The sequence below is a fragment of the Sorangium sp. So ce590 genome (genome assembly GCF_051521365.1).
In the GTDB taxonomy this organism is placed as follows: Bacteria; Myxococcota_A; Polyangia; order Polyangiales; family Polyangiaceae; genus Sorangium.
Map to the genome: position 1 here is coordinate 7,579,660 of NZ_CP150346.1, position 15,665 is coordinate 7,595,324.

At 70.0% G+C, this 15,665-nt stretch carries 13 protein-coding genes; 10 read left to right on the forward strand and 3 right to left on the reverse strand.

Features of this window, described 5'->3' with window-relative positions:
* The first annotated feature begins 57 nt into the window (after nucleotides 1-57).
* The 5 genes from WMF28_RS28335 (at nucleotide 58) to WMF28_RS28355 (ending at nucleotide 6,888) form a co-directional block, all read left to right on the forward strand.
* Entirely contained in the window at nucleotides 58-774 is a 717-nt protein-coding gene (locus WMF28_RS28335; RefSeq protein WP_437596447.1) for a hypothetical protein, read from the forward strand.
* Nucleotides 775-1,209: 435 nt separating this feature from the next.
* A complete protein-coding gene (locus WMF28_RS28340; protein WP_437596448.1) occupies nucleotides 1,210-1,584 on the forward strand; it encodes a response regulator in 375 nt (124 codons plus the stop codon).
* Complete coding sequence (locus tag WMF28_RS28345; RefSeq protein ID WP_437596449.1) at nucleotides 1,581-2,627, forward strand: response regulator transcription factor; 1,047 nt, start codon at nucleotides 1,581-1,583, stop codon at nucleotides 2,625-2,627. Before WMF28_RS28340 ends, WMF28_RS28345 begins: the two co-directional genes overlap by 4 nt.
* Nucleotides 2,628-2,716: 89 nt before the next feature.
* Entirely contained in the window at nucleotides 2,717-6,367 is a 3,651-nt protein-coding gene (locus WMF28_RS28350; RefSeq protein ID WP_437596450.1) for a hybrid sensor histidine kinase/response regulator, read from the forward strand.
* A gap of 161 nt (nucleotides 6,368-6,528) precedes the next feature.
* Nucleotides 6,529-6,888, forward strand: a complete 360-nt coding sequence (locus WMF28_RS28355; RefSeq protein WP_437596451.1) for an S-adenosylmethionine decarboxylase family protein — start codon at nucleotides 6,529-6,531, stop codon at nucleotides 6,886-6,888.
* A 53-nt stretch (nucleotides 6,889-6,941) separates the two neighbouring features.
* Here WMF28_RS28355 and WMF28_RS28360 read toward each other — a convergent pair whose 3' ends face one another.
* Nucleotides 6,942-8,366, reverse strand: a complete 1,425-nt coding sequence (locus WMF28_RS28360) for a peptide MFS transporter (protein WP_437596452.1) — start codon at nucleotides 8,364-8,366, stop codon at nucleotides 6,942-6,944.
* 506 nt (nucleotides 8,367-8,872) lie between these two features.
* Between WMF28_RS28360 and WMF28_RS28365 the strand changes: the two genes are divergently transcribed.
* Both WMF28_RS28365 and WMF28_RS28370 read left to right on the forward strand, forming a co-directional pair.
* Nucleotides 8,873-9,961 carry a hypothetical protein gene (locus WMF28_RS28365; RefSeq protein WP_437596453.1) on the forward strand — a complete coding sequence of 363 codons (1,089 nt, stop codon included), beginning with the start codon at nucleotides 8,873-8,875 and terminating at the stop codon, nucleotides 9,959-9,961.
* Nucleotides 9,962-10,263: 302 nt separating this feature from the next.
* Nucleotides 10,264-11,352, forward strand: a complete 1,089-nt coding sequence (locus WMF28_RS28370) for a proteinase inhibitor (RefSeq protein ID WP_437596454.1) — start codon at nucleotides 10,264-10,266, stop codon at nucleotides 11,350-11,352.
* A gap of 344 nt (nucleotides 11,353-11,696) precedes the next feature.
* Here WMF28_RS28370 and WMF28_RS28375 read toward each other — a convergent pair whose 3' ends face one another.
* The gene (locus WMF28_RS28375; protein ID WP_437596455.1) at nucleotides 11,697-12,290 is read right to left on the reverse strand and encodes an RNA polymerase sigma factor; all 594 of its coding nucleotides are present in this window, start codon (nucleotides 12,288-12,290) and stop codon (nucleotides 11,697-11,699) included.
* Between the two features lie 255 nt (nucleotides 12,291-12,545).
* On the opposite strand from WMF28_RS28375, the gene WMF28_RS28380 reads away from it, so the two are divergent.
* The gene (locus WMF28_RS28380) at nucleotides 12,546-13,619 is read left to right on the forward strand and encodes an endo-1,4-beta-xylanase (protein ID WP_437596456.1); all 1,074 of its coding nucleotides are present in this window, start codon (nucleotides 12,546-12,548) and stop codon (nucleotides 13,617-13,619) included.
* A 116-nt stretch (nucleotides 13,620-13,735) separates the two neighbouring features.
* On the opposite strand, the gene WMF28_RS28385 is transcribed toward WMF28_RS28380, so the two are convergent.
* Nucleotides 13,736-14,314 carry an HdeD family acid-resistance protein gene (locus WMF28_RS28385; protein ID WP_437596457.1) on the reverse strand — a complete coding sequence of 193 codons (579 nt, stop codon included), beginning with the start codon at nucleotides 14,312-14,314 and terminating at the stop codon, nucleotides 13,736-13,738.
* 41 nt (nucleotides 14,315-14,355) lie between these two features.
* Between WMF28_RS28385 and WMF28_RS28390 the strand changes: the two genes are divergently transcribed.
* Together WMF28_RS28390 and WMF28_RS28395 are read left to right on the forward strand one after the other, a co-directional pair.
* The gene (locus tag WMF28_RS28390; protein WP_437596458.1) at nucleotides 14,356-14,844 is read left to right on the forward strand and encodes a hypothetical protein; all 489 of its coding nucleotides are present in this window, start codon (nucleotides 14,356-14,358) and stop codon (nucleotides 14,842-14,844) included.
* 194 nt (nucleotides 14,845-15,038) lie between these two features.
* Entirely contained in the window at nucleotides 15,039-15,587 is a 549-nt protein-coding gene (locus WMF28_RS28395; RefSeq protein WP_437596459.1) for a tetratricopeptide repeat protein, read from the forward strand.
* The last annotated feature ends 78 nt before the right edge of the window (nucleotides 15,588-15,665 follow it).

A 15,665-nucleotide genomic window follows, 5' to 3' on the forward strand; every position in this document is an offset into this window, starting at 1 on the left:
CGCGGATCGCGGATCGGCTCCGCCGCCTCGTGGCGCCGCGAACGAGGAGGATCCGCAATGAAGGCAAACACGGGGTTCGTGGTCGCCGCGGGCGCGCTCGGCGTGCTCTGCGCGCGCGCCGCCTCGGCGCAGGATTTCGGGGGCGACGTCTCGCCGAGCTACCTGAGCTCGCCGCTCAGGGCGCCGAGCAACGCGCTCGAGCTCGGGGTCGGCGCCGGGTACACGCAGGGGTTCGGTCGCATCGGGAGCGAGCGGCGCCTTCGCGACGTGTCGGGCCCCGGCGCCGGCGTGGCCGTGAAGCTCGGCTACCGCGCGACGCCGAAGCTCGGCCTCGGCCTGACGTCGAGCTACGAGCAGTACATGGCCATGGGCCCGGAGCGGCGCGATACCGACGTCCGCGGCATGACGGCGGGCGTGGAGGCGAGGTTTCACCTCGCGCCGTTCGAGCGCATCGATCCGGTGATCTCGCTGGGCAGCGGCTACCGGGCCCTCTGGACCGCAGCGCCGGGCCGGCAGCGCGACACGCTCACCCACGGCTTCGAGCTCGCGCGCCTCGGCGCGGTGATCGACGTCCGCATGTCGGACAGCGTCGCGCTCGGCCCATCGATCGGCGGCGGGCTCGACGTGTTCCTCCTGGAGCGCACCGGGGGCGCCAGCGCCGCCCGCGAGGTCCGGGGCAGCCGCGTGAACAGCTTCGTGTTCGCGGGGCTCGAGGGGCGCTTCGACATCGGCGGCCACCGCGCGCGCGAGATCGTCGAGATCGCGCGGCGCTGAGCGCCCGGGGACCGGCTCGCTCCGGCAGCGTACGTCCTGAATCGACTCCTCCCACCTGCGACAGGCCATCTCGCGGCCGCGCCGCTCTCCCCGTCACCGCTCGACACGTGCTGGACACAACGCAGCTCCCCCGCCGGGGAGAGGCGCCGACCGAGGACACCCGCTCTCGGAGAAGCACCTTCGTGACGGAGCAAACACCGATTTATATGGACCCTCAAAAACCGATACCGTAACGTACGAGACATCGACTCGACGAAGGCGGCGCAGACGGGGGACACGACCGCTCGGGAGCTCTTGAAGGCGGAATAGCCGCCTGCCGACGCCGCGCTCGCGGGCAGCGCGGGGCGCCGCCTCCTGGCGCGCGTCGGGGTGACGGCGGCCGCGTTCGTCATCGGGCGGGGCGCTGCGAGATCTTGCTTTCAAGGGGGCCACCTCATGACCACCATTCTCCTCGTCGAAGACAACGAGATGAACCGTGACATGTTATCGCGACGCCTGCTTCGCCGTGGATACGCCGTGGTGACCGCCGTGGACGGCGAGTCGGGGGTGGAGCTGGCGCGGGCCAAGCAGCCGCAGCTGATCCTCATGGACGTCGGCTTGCCCAGCATCGACGGCCTCGAGGCCACCCGTCGCCTCAAGGGAGACACGCGCACCAGGGACATTCCCATCATCGTCCTCACCGCCCACGCGATGACCAGCGACAGAGAGCAGGCCATCGAGGCGGGAGGCGACGACTACGACATCAAGCCCGTCGAGATCGAGCGCCTCGACGCGAAGATCCAGACGCTGCTCGGCCGGGAGTCGCCGTGAAGCGCCCGGCCGATCCCCTCGCCGGGCGCAGCGCCGCGACGAGCGACAGGCCTGGCCGACAGGAGCTCTGGAGATCGCTCGTCGCGCACCTCCGCCACGAGCTCCACACGTCGCTCACCGCGATCGTGGGCTACGGCGACCACCTCCTGGAGTGCCTGCCCCTCGACGCGCCGACGAGCACGTTCGACGCGCTCAACGGGCTCCGGGGCATCGGGGCCTTCGTGCTCACCCAGGTCGACGAGCGCATCTCGGAGGAAGCCCTCGGCAGCCGCGACGCGCAGGCGCTGCTCTGCAGCCTGCGTGAGCTCAACGCCGCCACCGAGCCGCACACGAGCAAGATCGAGCCTCTCTGCGCGGAGCTGCTCTCCCGGTTCGAGCGCGAGGAGCGGTCCGCGTTGATCCCCATCCTCTGCAGGATCCAGGCGGCGGGGGTGATGCTGCGCAACCTCATCGCGGGGTACTCGCAGAGCGCCCTCCCGAAGGCCCCTTGGCTCGGGCTGCCGCTCGGCCAGGACGAGCCTGCCCCTCCTGCGCCGCTCCCCCAGGCCAGGGCCGGGGGCATCGGAGGACGCCTGCTCATCGTGGACGACAACTCCGTGAACCGCGACATGCTGACCTCGTGCCTCGAGCGGCGGGGGTACGAGGTGGACCAGGCGCCCGGGGGGCGCACGGCGCTGCAGCTCATCCGCGAGAACGACTATGACTTGATCCTGCTCGATCTCGTCATGCCGGATCTGAACGGCCTCGAGGTCCTGGAGAAGCTGAGGGGCGAGGGGCGCCTCGGCTTCGCGCCGGTGGTCCTGCTCTCCGCGTCCGACAAGCTCGGCGACGTGGCGCGCGGCATCGAGTGCGGCGCCGAGGACTACGTGACAAAGCCGTTCAACATGGTCCTGCTCCACGCGCGCATCCGCGCCTGTCTCGAGCTCAAGCGGCTCAGGCAGTGCGAGGAGGCCTATGTCACGCTGCTCCGCGAGCACCGGGCGCGCGCGGAGGAGGCGCAGCGCGCGGCGCGCGGCGCCGCGGACGAGCCGGGCGGGGGCTGAGCGAGGGGGACCGCTCCGGCCGGGGCGAGGGTCCGTGAACACCAGGGCGCCTGGCCGCGGCGTGCCGCGGCGGCGCGGAGCGGCAGGCCATGCAGGTCATCCACGGCATCGTCAGGGAGAGGCGCGAGTACAACAGCTGGGTCGCCAACGAGACCATGGAGGACTACTCCCTCCGCTACGCGCCGAGGTCGTTCCGGAAGTGGTCCCCGGCGCTCCTCGCCAACACGGCGCTCGGCGGCATCTCGTTCCTGGCGCTGGAGGCCATCGGCGGCTCGCTGATCGTCAGTTACGGATTCACGAACTCGCTCTGGGCGATCCTTGTCTGCAGCGCCGTCATCTTCCTCACGGGCCTGCCGATCACCTATTACTCGGCGACCTACAACCTCGACATGGACCTCCTGACGCGAGGCGCCGGGTTCGGTTACATCGGCTCGACGATCACGTCGGTCATCTACGCGTCGTTCACGTTCATCTTCTTCGCCCTCGAGGCCGCCATCATGGCGCAGGCCCTCGAGCTCTACTTCGGGCTGCCGCTCGTGCCCGGGTACCTCGTGTGCTCGGCGGTGATCATCCCGCTCGTGCTCTACGGCGTGACCCTGATCAACAAATTCCAGCTCTGGACCCAGCCGCTGTGGCTCGTGCTCATGGCGCTGCCGTTCGTCTTCGTGCTCCAGAAGGACCCGGAGGCGCTGTCCGGCTGGACGAGCTTCGCCGGCAGGTCGCCGAGCGGCAACGCGTTCGACCCGCTCCTCTTCGGCCTCGCGGCCAACGTGAGCTTCTCCCTCATCGTGCAGATCGGCGAGCAGGTCGACTACCTGCGGTTCATGCCGGACAGGACGAGATCCAACCGCCGCCTGTGGTGGATCGCGCTGATCCTCGCGGGCCCGGGGTGGATCCTCCTCGGCGGCGCCAAGCAGCTGGCCGGCGCCTTCCTCGCGTCGCTCGCGGTGAGGCAGGGCTCCAGCGTGGACGCGGCGCTCCGGCCGGTGGTGATGTACCTGGCCGGCTACGAGCACGTCTTCTCGAACCGGAGCGTGGTCCTCCTCGTGGCGATGGCGTTCGTCGTCGTCTCGCAGCTCAAGATCAACGTGACCAACGCCTACGCCGGGTCGCTCGCGTGGTCCAACTTCTTCTCGCGGCTCACGCACCGCCACCCCGGCCGCGTCGTGTGGCTCGTGTTCAACGTCGCGATCGCGCTCCTCCTCATGATGTTCGGGGTCTTTCAGACCCTCGAGAAGGTGCTCGCGATCTACTCCAGCGTCGCGATCGCGTGGATCGGCGCGATCGTGGCCGACCTCGTCGTCAACAAGCCCCTCGGGCTGAGCCCGCGGTACATCGAGTTCAAGCGGGCGCACCTCTACGACGTGAACCCGGTCGGGGTCGGCGCGATGGGCGTGGGCGCCGCGGCGTCCATGCTCTGCTTCGCCGGGGTGTTCGGCCCCGCCGCCGCGGCGTACTCCTCGTTCATCGCGCTCGGCCTCGCGTTCGCGCTGTCCCCCGCCATCGCCTGGCTCACCAAGGGCAAGTATTACATCGCCCGCCACAACGCTCATTTCTCGAACGACAAGGACCATGGCGTCGCGCAGTGCTGCGTCTGCGAGCACGGCTACGAGCCGCAGGACATGGCGTACTGCCCCGTGTACGAGGGGGCGATCTGCTCGCTCTGCTGCACGCTGGACGCGCGCTGCCACGACGTCTGCAAGACGCCGCGGGCCGGGGTCGACGCGCGCCGGGCGACGGCGCTCCGCGCCTTCGTGGCGGAGCGGCTGTCGGCGCGGCTCTCGTCGCGGCTCCTGCGCTTCGCGCTCGTGTTCCTCGCCATGGCCGGCGTCGTCGGGGCGCTCTTCTGGCTGTTCTACTGGAGCGCTGCCCTGACCCCCGAGGCGCGGCCGGAGGTCCTCGCCGCGTTCATCAAGCTCTATTCGGCGGTGGTGGTCCTCATCGGCGTGGGCGCCTGGTGGCTCGTCCTCTCCTGGGAGAGCCGGGAGCTCGTCGAGGAGGAGCTGGATCGGCAGAACGAGCAGCTGCAGCAGGAGATCGCCCTGCACAAGGAGACGGAGCGGGCGCTGTCCCAGGCGATGGAGAGGGCCGAGGTCGTGAACCTGCAGCTCTCCGAGGCCAAGACGCACGCCGAGGCCATGGCGAGGGCGGCCGAGCGCGCGAACCTGGCCAAGAGCCAGTTCGTCGCCAACATGAGCCACGAGCTGCGGACGCCGCTCAACGCGATCCTGGGCTACAGCGAGATGCTCCAGGAGGACGCGACCGACCTCGGCAACCAGGCGTTCGTGTCGGACCTGGGGAAGATCCATCAGGCCGGCGCCCACCTCCTCGGCCTCATCAACGACGTCCTCGACATGTCGAAGATCGAGGCGAGCAGGATGGAGCTCCACCCCGAGTCCTTCGACGTCCAGGCCCTGCTCGACGAGGTGACCTCGACCGTGCGCCCGCTGGTCGCGCAGCACCGGAACACGCTCTCGATCCACCGCCCCGACAGCGCGATCACCCTGCACGCCGACCCGCGGAGGACGCGGCAGATCCTCTACAACCTCCTCAGCAACGCGGCGAAGTTCACCGCCGACGGCGCCGTGCGGGTGCGGGTGGCGCTCGAGGGCGGGCCCGGCCGGCCGACGCTGCACCTGCAGATCGAGGATGAGGGCATCGGGATGACGGAGGAGCAGCTGAAGCGGCTGTTCCAGCCGTTCGTCCAGGCCGACTCGTCGACGTCGCGCAGGTACGGCGGCACCGGGCTGGGCCTCATGCTCACGAAGCGGCTCGTCGAGCTCATGGGCGGCGCCATCGACGTGACGAGCGAGCCCGGCAAAGGCTCCACGTTCAGCGTGCGGCTGCCGCTCGCGGCGGCGCCCGACGAGGCCGCAGCGCGGAACGGCGCGGCGGACGGCCACGGCCGAGCCGGCGCCGAGGCGTGGACACCGGGTCACGGGGACGCGCAGCGGCTCGTCCTCGTGGTGGATGACGACGCCACGGTGCGCGACCTGCTCAAGCGGCACATCGAGGCGCTCGGCCACCACGTGGCGCTCGCGCCGGGCGGAAAGGAGGGGCTGCGCCTCGCCGGCACGCTGTTTCCCGATGTGATCACGCTCGATCTCCTGATGCCCGAGATGGACGGCTGGCGGGTGCTCTCGGCGCTCAAGTCGACCCCGGCGCTCGCGTCGATCCCGGTGATCGTCATCTCGATCGTCGAGGAGCGGGGCATCGGGTATTCGCTCGGCGCCGCGGACTACATCACGAAGCCGGTCGAGCGCGAGGCCCTGGAGCGCGCCCTCGCGCGCTGCGCGCTCCGGAGCGGGCGCAGCCCGCGCGTCCTGGTGGTCGAGGACGACGCGCCGAGCCGGGAGCTGCTCGAGGGGATGCTGCGCCGGTCGGGCTGCGACGCGCTGTCGGCGGCGAACGGGCGGCTCGCGCTCGATCTCCTGGCCACCGACACGGAGGCTCCGGACGCGGCCATCGTCGATCTGATGATGCCGGAGATGGACGGGTTCGAGCTGATCGAGCGGCTGCGCCTCCACGAGCACTGGCGCCGGATGCCGCTCATCGTGCTCACCGCCAAGGAGCTCACGGACGAGGATCGCGCGCGGCTCCGGATGGGCACGGAGAGGGTGTTCCAGAAGGGCCAGCTCGGCCTCCAGGAGCTGCTGGAGGAGGTCCGTGTCTGCGTCGAGGCCGCGGCGCGGGCCGGCACCTCCCGGGCGCCAGCGCCGGCCGGAGCGCCCGCGGCGTGAGCTCGCCGGCGCGCCCCGCGCGGCGCCGGCGCGCCGACCCGCTCGTGCTCGCGGCGAGGCGCCCCCGCGGCTCGGGCCGCTCCGATTCCGGTCCCGCGCCGCCCGGCCTCGGCTATCCTGCCCAGCCAGCGCGGCGCCGCCGCTGCGCGCCCTGCCCACCGATGCGGTTGTACGTCGCCCTCGCTCACTTCGAAGGCTGTCCCTTCGACTTCCTGAACAGCCCGACCGCGCTCCGCGGGGCGCTGGAGGCGGCCGTCGCCGCCGGCCCGTTCACCCTGCTCGAGGTGGTGGTCGTCCCGTTCTCGCCGCAGGGCATCACCGCGTGCGCGGTCGTCAGCGAGTCGCACGTGGCGCTGCACTCCTGGCCCGAGTCGGGGCGGCTCTTCGTCGACGTCGCCTCGTGCAGCACGCTGGAGAGCGTCCGCCGCGCCGTGGCCGCCATCGGGAGCGCGCTGCCCGAGGGGCGGCTCGCGGTGCTCGACGAGCGGATCGTCGAGCCCGGCGGGGCCCGGGCGCCCTGACGCGGGCGGCGCCCCCCGCCTCGGGGGCGCCGCCGCGCCGGGAGCTGCCCGGTTCACTGATTGCCGATGACCCGGCGGAGCGGCTTGTTGAACGCGAACATCGCGGCGCCGGCGCCGATGCCGAGGACGGTGAGCATCAGGAAGAACATGTCCTTCGACCAGCGCTCGTAGAAGATGCCGAGGAAGCCGCTCAGCGTGTTGCCGAAGAAGCTCGAGACGAACCACATGCCCATCATCATCGAGACGATGCGCACCGGCGAGACCTTGGTCACGAGCGACAGGCCGATGGGCGACAGGTAGAGCTCGCCGATCGTGAGGAGCAGCGTGCAGAAGAGCGGCCAGAACAGGCTGCCCTTGCCGTCGCCGACGGCCTGCGCGCCGAGGATCATCACGATGAACGACACCCCGAGGAGGGTGCAGCCGATCGCCATCTTGGACACGCTCGTCGGCTCCGTGCCCCGCCTCGCCTGCCAGCGCCAGAAGATGTCGAGGAGCGGGGCGAGCAGGATGATGCAGAGCGGATTCCACGACTGAAACCACGTCGAGGGGAGCTGGAAGCCGAGGACGCTGGGCCATATCGTCTTCTCGTCGGCCCAGCTCTGCATCGTGTTGCCCTGCTGCTCGTAGACCGCCCAGAAGACGATGTTGAGGGCGCAGAGCGCCACGAGCGCGCCGACGCGCTTCCACTCGTCGCTCGTGAGCGGCTGCTTCTCCTCGCCGGTGCCCTCCGCCGCCTTCATCAGGTTGTCCTTGGCGAGGTACTTCTGCCCCATCAGGTAGACGACGAGCCCAAGGCACATCCCGACGCCCGCGGCGGCGAAGCCGTAGTGCCAGCCGTAGATGGCGGCCAGCGTGCCGCACGCCAGGTTGCTGATGAAGGCGCCGAGGTTGATGCCCATGTAGAAGATGGTGAAGGCGCCGTCGCGGCGCGGATCACCCTTCGGGTACAGGCTGCCGACCTGCGTCGAGATGTTGGGCTTGAACGCGCCATTACCGAGGATGAGCAGGAGCAGCGCGAGGAAGAACGAGTTCTCCAGCGCCATGACGAAGTGTCCGACGGCCATCAGGACACCGCCGATCACCACCGTCTTGCGCTGGCCCCACACCCGGTCGGCGAGGATGCCGCCGAAGAACGGGGTGAGGTAGACGAGGCCCGTGTACAGCCCGTAGAGCACGGACGCCTGCTCGCCGGGCGCGCTCGGGAGCAGGCCCCGGATGAACTCCCAGCCGAACACCGAGGCCGGATCGCCATGGACGAGCTCGCACGGCGGCGCGTGCTGTCGGCACCCCTGGTACGCCTCGCGCGCCGTGACGAACAGGTAGTTCGCCATATACAGCTTGAGGAGGCCGCGCATGCCGTAATAGGAAAAGCGCTCCCACATCTCCGCGAAGAAGAGGATCACGAGCCCCGGCGGGTGCTTGAAGCGCCTCTCGAAAGCGGTGACGGGGAGGGCGGGCTCGATTGCTTGCTCGCTCAATGCTGTCTCTCCACGAGCCGGGACCACGCTGCGTGGTCGTCGGGTGATGCAGGGGATCGTGGGGCGTGATGCCCCTCGCAGGCGGATGCTAGACGATCCGCGACGCCCACGTCACGCCCTTGTTGCGCACAGCGTCGAGCCGGGTGAGCAGGGTGTTCACGTGGGCGACCCCGCCGCGCCGTGGCGACGACCCGGCGTTCCAGACCGGCGGGATGTGCTGAGGTCGCCCTACCCCGGCAGCGCAGCCGCCGCGCTGGCGGAGAGGCCGCCGCGCCGGCGCCCCCCGGCGGGACGGCGGTCGCGGCGACTGGGCAGCATCGGCCCGGGCTGTCCTCGGTTGTGCCGGGAGCGCCACGGAGGCCGCGGGATCCGCCCTGGCCGCGTGCTGGCCTTGTCTTCCGGCAGGGGAGATCGCCAGTCGAGGCTTCCGGTGAGGCGCCGCCGGTCGCAGGTGATTCGTGATGCGAACTCCCCAGCTCCGCTCCGTCCCGAGGGACAGAGCACGTTTGAAGAGTCTCCTCTGGATTCCGCTCCTCCCTGCCTGCGCCGGGCTCGAGCCCTCGCCGCCCGCGGCGTGCGCTCCCGGCGAGGAGCTCTTTCGCGGGCGGTGCGTCCACCCTGCTGCCCGCTACGAGCCTGAAGCGCGCATCGACCGGGACAACGTCGTCGCCTTCGGCGAGCCGCCCACCCGGCTCACGCTGCCGGAGCCGCCGCGCAGCGGCTTCAGGCTCATCGCGCCGCCGCGGCCCCTCGCGCCCGGCGAGGAGGCGACCTTCTGCCTCTCATGGCCCTTCCCTGCCCTCGTGAACGAGACCGTCCACGCGGCGCGCGTTTACACGACGGCCGGGCTGCACCACAGCAACGTCATCGCCAAGCCGGTCGATCCATCGCTCGGGCCGAACCCGTACCCGGACTGCCATCCTGGCGCCGACGACCCCTTTGGCGCGCTGCCGGCGGTCATCCCCGACGTCCTCTTCGCGAGCTCCACCCAGGTCGTCGGCGACGAGACGCTCGTCTTCCCGGAGGGGATGGGCTTCACCCTCGACTCGTCCCGCGAGATCGCGACGAGCGTCCACCTGCTCAACACGTCGGCCGAGCCCGCGGTCGTCGAGCTCGCTTACGACTTCTTCACCATGCCTCTCTCGGAGCGCACGGAGGAGCTCGTGCCGTTCGTCATGAACGTGAACGACTTCCTCGTCCCGCCGCGCGCCACCCGGACCGTCGGCGCCGCGTGCTCGACGTTCGGCGGGAACATCGTCTCCCTCATGCCCCACACGCACCGTTACGCCGAGGCCTTCGACGTGGATGTCGTCCGCGAGGACGGCGGCGAGGCGCGCGTCTACGCGGGCGGGGCGTTCGACCTGGAGGGCGACATCGAGGTCTACCGGCCCGCAATCGCGCTCGAGGAGGGCGACTCCCTCCGGTACGCGTGCAGGTTCCGGAACACGTCGGACCACGATCTCACCTTCGGCCTCGGCGACAACGAGATGTGCACGCTGTTCGGGTACATGTACCCTCCCGAGAAGCAGCTCGCGGCGATCTCGGTGCGCGACGGAGAGCCCTGTCTCTCGTTCGGCATCGGCGCGTTCCGGTGAGGGGCTGTCGTCGCCGGCGGGCCGCTGCGCCTCCGAGGAGGGTCTGTCGAGCGTCGGGGGTGGAGAGCTCACGCCGGCCGGCCCGTCACCTCGGACCGCCGTGGCTGCCGAGCTTGCCAGCCCTCCGAGCCGCGCCTTCACCCACATAGATGTGATCTGGCACACTTTTTTTCACCACAAAACATTGTGCAATGATTGCACAATCATGAACAAACAGTATACATCGGGACGCTCGCCGCGCAGAACAGTAAGCTAAATCACAATATCCTTTCGTTCGAAGGCCACGTTCAGGAGATTCGACCGTGAAGCAAGAGCTCCTCCATTCACCGCACGTGATGCTGGGCGCAGCGCTCCTCGTCTCGGCCTTCGGAGGGCTGGGGGCCTGTCGAGAGACCGAGGGGGAGCCCGGCGGCGGCGCCGGCGGCGTGGGCACGGGCGGCGCCGTCTTCCAGTGGCCCGAGCAGGCCTGCGTCGACCCGATGGCCGGCGAGCCGGCCGGGCAGAGCGACGGCAAGGTCTGCACGTTCGGCGCGATCTCGGGCTGCACCGAGCCCGGCCGCCTGTTCACCGACTACGCGTCGTGCGAGCCGGTCTTCACGCAGCGCCCGTACTGGCCCGCTCCTCCCTCGGAGTACAGGACCCCGAGCGATGATCCACGCCTCTCCGACCCGCAATGGCTCGGCGAGCTCGCCTGGGTCACGGAGCAGACCGAGGCGTGCGGGTGCGTGTGCTGTCACTCGGAGGACGCCGCGCCGGCCGCGGGGCCGTCGAACTGGTACATCGAGGCCGGGCCGGTCTGGACCGACAGCTTCTATCCGGCGGGCCTCGCGCTGGTCGCCGGCTGGGTCTCCTCGGATGCGCTCGGCGCGTATCCGGCGGACCAGAACAACGGCTTCTCCCGCGACGTCGCCGGCCTGCCCACCACCGACCCGGCGCGGATGGTCGCGTTCTTCGAGGGCGAGCTCCGGCGCCGCGGATTCACGAAGGAGGATTTCGCGGACCAGACCCCGTTCGGCGGGCCTCTCTACCAGCAGAGCCTTTACGCGCCGAGCGCGTGCGCGGCGGGGGAAGGCGTGGACGCCGCAGGCAAGATCACCTGGACCGGCGGCGACGCCCGCTACGTCTATGTCTTGTCGGCGGACGCCGAGAACCCGGGCGCCCCGCCCAACCTCGACCTGCCCGAGGGGACGATCTGGCGGCTCGACGTGCCCTCGAGCGGCCAGCCTGTGAAGAGCGGTATCACCTACGGCGAGGTTCCACCGGATACGAAGCAGGGCTATCCCGCCGACGGGAGCCCCGAAAAGCTCGTCCCGGGCACGAGATACTACCTGTACGTGTGGGCGGACGTCGCCATCCCGATCACGCGGTGCCTGTTCGAGGTTTCACCCTGAAGCCAGCCTGCTCGACCGGTGGCTGTGGCGCCGAACCTGTCGCGGGCGCCACCAGGCCTCGGAGGAATATTCTGTGGGTCAGATTCCTCGTCATGCCGTATTCGATCCTCAGTTTCCAGCGACCCGCAGACCGAAGGAATCGGCTTGTGTAAGATCGGCGCCCCGCGCCCGCCACGACGCCGCCGACGCCCACGGCCGCGCCCCCCGTGCTCGCCGCGGCCGCGACGACGCCGAGCGCGACGAGCGTGCGCCGGGTCAGGCCGCTCGGCGGGCTCTCGTCGAGCGCCGCGCGGAGGAGCGTCGTTTGCAGCGCTCTCTCCTTCTGGTCCAGGAGGCGCTCAGGATCACTCATGGCACTCACCTCGCAAATGGCCCCGCGCCTCGAGCCGCCTCACGGCGGCCTGGAAGTGCTCCCGCGCGCGGCGGAGGCGAGAGGCGACCGTGCCCGGTGGGAGCTCGAGCATCGCGGCGATGGCCGCCATCGTCATCTGCTCCAGCTCGAACAGCACGAAGATCGCGCGCAGCTCGAGCGGCATGCTCTCGAGGATGGCGTCGAGCGCCTCGCGGGCGCGAGCACGATCCATCATCTCCTCGGGATCCGGCGCCGGATCCACGCGCTCGTGGGGCTCCTCCAGGAGGACCTCCCGTCGCCGCTGCTGCGTCCTCCGCGCGTGCCAGGCGATCCGCTGCGCCGTGCTGAACAGGAACGCGGACTCACGGCCGGTCTCGATGGCCGAGAGCTTCCGGGTCGCCACGAGGAAGACCTGCTGCACCGCGTCTTCCGCGTCGGCGCGCGGCACGCCGAGCCGCACAAGCGAGCGCCACACGAACTCCGAGTGCTCCGCCACGAGCGCGGCGATCCGCCCCGCCGCCCCCCGGCCCTCGGTCAGAACGGCGGCGGGGAGATCCATCAGGGTCAGCGCTTCACCACGGCTCACACCTCGTGCAATCTCCGGATCGCGACCGCCTGATCATCAAAAACAGAGGCCTGCGCCGACATGGAGCGCCCACGTGACCGCGGACACCTCGTGGATGAGCAGGGCGGGCTCCTCGAACACGAACGAGCGCCGCACCAGCGGAAATTGCGGTCCATCGTGCGCGTCGGCGCGCACGCGGGCGCCGTGCGAGTACAGGTTTACTGTACCTGGCTGGCGCGTGCGCTGGCTGCACGAGCTGCTCGGCTGAAACGAGGAGTGCCGCACTCGCCTGGCGACCTTGGCGACCCCAGGAACCTAGCGGAGAAGTACGCGAGCTACTTCCCGATCGGAGCAGCGGTGGATTCGCAGTCGTACATGACGCACGCCGCGCTGCTGAAGACGCACTTCAACAGCGTCACCGCCGAGAACGAGATGAAGTTCGAGTCGCTGCAGAGGACCGAGGGCAGCTTCTCCTACGACGCGGCGGATCGCATCGTGAATTTCGCGGTCGCGAGCGGGATGAAGATCCGCGGACACGCCCTGGTCTGGCACAGCCAGAACCCCGCTTGGCTGTTCTCGAACGGCTCTGGCGGCACCGTCTCGAAGCAGACCTTGCTGGCACGCATGAACAGCCACATCAGCAACGTGATGCGTCACTTCCGGGGCAAGGTCTACGCGTGGGACGTCGTGAACGAGGCCATGATGGAGGACGGCACGTACCGCACGGGCAACCTGGCGGAGGGTCAGAAGAGCCGCTGGCACGAGATCATCGGCGAGAGCTATATCGCGGAGGCCTTCAAGTCCGCGCACGCAGCCGACCCGGACGCCAAGCTGTTCTACAACGACTTCTACAACTACATCCCCGCCAAGCAGCAGGGCATCTACAACATGCTCAAAGGCTTGCTCGCTCAGGGCGTGCCAGTCCACGGCGTGGGGCTGCAAGCTCACTTCAACGTCGAGCCCTCCACGGTGACCACGAACCAGGCATATTACCAGCACGTGGCCAACCTGGAAGAGGCGATCAAGCTCTATTCGTCGCTCGGCCTGGAGGTGCAGGTCACGGAGCTCGACATCTCGTTGTACATCCCCGGCATGACGTACAACCAGAGCACGTTCTACACGGCCGCGACCTTCAGCGACGACCTGAAGGCCAAGCAAGCCGCGCGCTATCGGGAGTTCTTCGAGCTGTTCCGGGAGTACAGGACCGTGATCACGGGCGTCACCTTCTGGGGCATAGCGGACGACAACACCTGGCTGTCCGAGTTCAGCTCGGGGCGCAAGGACTTCCCCCTGCTCTTCGACGTCAACCACGACCCGAAGCCGGCCTACGACGCCGTGGTGGGCTTCTGAGCGGTCACGAAGGCGATACGAGCTGACCTGGCGCGACCGGGGGGGCGTTCGATCTGGAGGGCGACATCGAGATCTATCGGCCGGTGAGCGCGCTCGATGAGGGGGATCCCTCCCCCTCAGGTCCCGTGGATCGGACCGGCGCCCTGGCGCAACCTGGCGACGCCGATCCCGCGAAGCCGGATCCCCAGCGCGATCAGGAACACGCCGAACACGAGCGCATACGCCCCGATCCACACGATCATCACGAGCGCGCCAGCGCCGGGCGACGCGAACATGAACACCCCGAGCGCGATGGAGAGCACCCCCGCGAGGCCGAGCAGCCACTCGCCCTCGATGTGATCGCGGAGCCGGATGGCCACGCCGATCTCGAGCGCGCCCCGGAGGATTGCCCACGCGCCGATCCAGAAGACGAGCGCGACGGCGGTGATACCCGGCAAGAGCAGCGCGATGAGCCCGATGCCGACGCCCACGATCCCCTCGAGGAGCAGCACCCACCAGCGCCGCCGCTCGTCACCGCCTCGGACGGCGCCGGCGATGCTCGTCACGCCCTCCGCGACGGCATAGACGCCGAAGACGAGGATGAGCGCCTTCAGGCTGATCCGCGGCACGGCGAGCGTGAACGCGCCGAAGAGCACCGCGAACACGCCGCGGAGGACGGGCGCCCACCAGTTTCGAACAACGAAGTCGGTCATCATCGCATTCTCCAAGAAGGCGCGCCCTCGGGGCGACGTGCATCATGCGACGCACCATCGCGAAGGCGCTGAGCCTGCCGCCCGCCGCCGTAGCGACCTATCTGCTCGTCCGCTCGCTGCCGCTGCATTCCGGTGCATTCACCGCCGGCCCCCTGAAATGCCGGCTGTCCGGTCGCCCGGCTGCTCTGCTTGCCTTGCTGCGACCTGGAGACCGGCACGCCCTGGTCCGCCTGCTGGCGCTGCTGTTCCGCCATGGGAACCTCCTCTCCCCTGAGCGATCAGCAAGCGCAGTGCCGCGCCACCAGCGTGAAGCAACGCGCTGCACGGCGAGCGGGCGCGACGCTTCGCGCTGTGCAAGGCCACGCCGCGCGCGGCGCGACGTCGCAGAAAGCCCACAAGAGCCCGCCTCGCGGGGAGAGCGCGCCCGGGAGAGCCTCGAGGAATCGGCCATCGCCACTGCGCGACTGCCTCACGATCTCCACGAAGCGCTCGAGGCTGTACGGCTCCTCGGCCGGAGCAGCGGCTCGTGCTGAGCGGGCAACTCTCGCGCGGGGGCCGCCCTCATCAGCAAGCGCACGAGCCATGGCCTGCGGCGGATCCATGTCGACGGCACCGACGTCTCCCCCGCCTCGCTGACGCCGGCGGCGCCATCTCTCGTGAGCGGCTCTCCCCTTCTCCTCACTCCGATCGCTACCGCCCACCGCCCCTCCGCGCTACGTTGGCCGCCGTGGACGCACCCCGACCGTCCGGCCCCCGCCGCGCGCTGCTCATCGGCCTCCCCCTCGCCGCGCTCGCCACGGCGGCCTTCTTCTTCATGGACCGCGACGAGCCCCCCGCACCGAAGGCGCGGCCGTCGAGCGCCGAGTCCACCGCAGACACGAGGCCGCAGCGACGCGATGAGCCATCGGCCATCCCCCCCGCGCCGCCGCCGGCCGCCGCCACCATGCGCGCCGCAGCACGGGAGTTGGAAGCAGCGCCAGCCCCGCCGGACACCGACCCCGAGGCCCGTGTCATCGAGCGTATGCGCGCCGCGTTGACGAGCGACCCCGAGGAGGTGCTCCGGCTCGACGACGCCGCGTCGCGCGACTTCGGCGACAGCCCCCGCGTCGCCGAGCGCGGCCTGCTCCGCGTGCGGGCGCTCGTGCGCATGGACCGGACCGGCCAGGCCCGCAGCCTCGCGGAAGACCTCGTCGAACGCTATCCGGACGACCCCTCGGCGAAGAGCGCCGCCGCGTACATGGGGATTCACCCCAGGCCGCGTGGGCCCTCCCGGTAAGGCGAAATACGCTGGCTGCCTTGCAGGAGAGGCGATGACCTCGCCAGGGCCGCTGTGACAATCATCTTGTAGCCATGG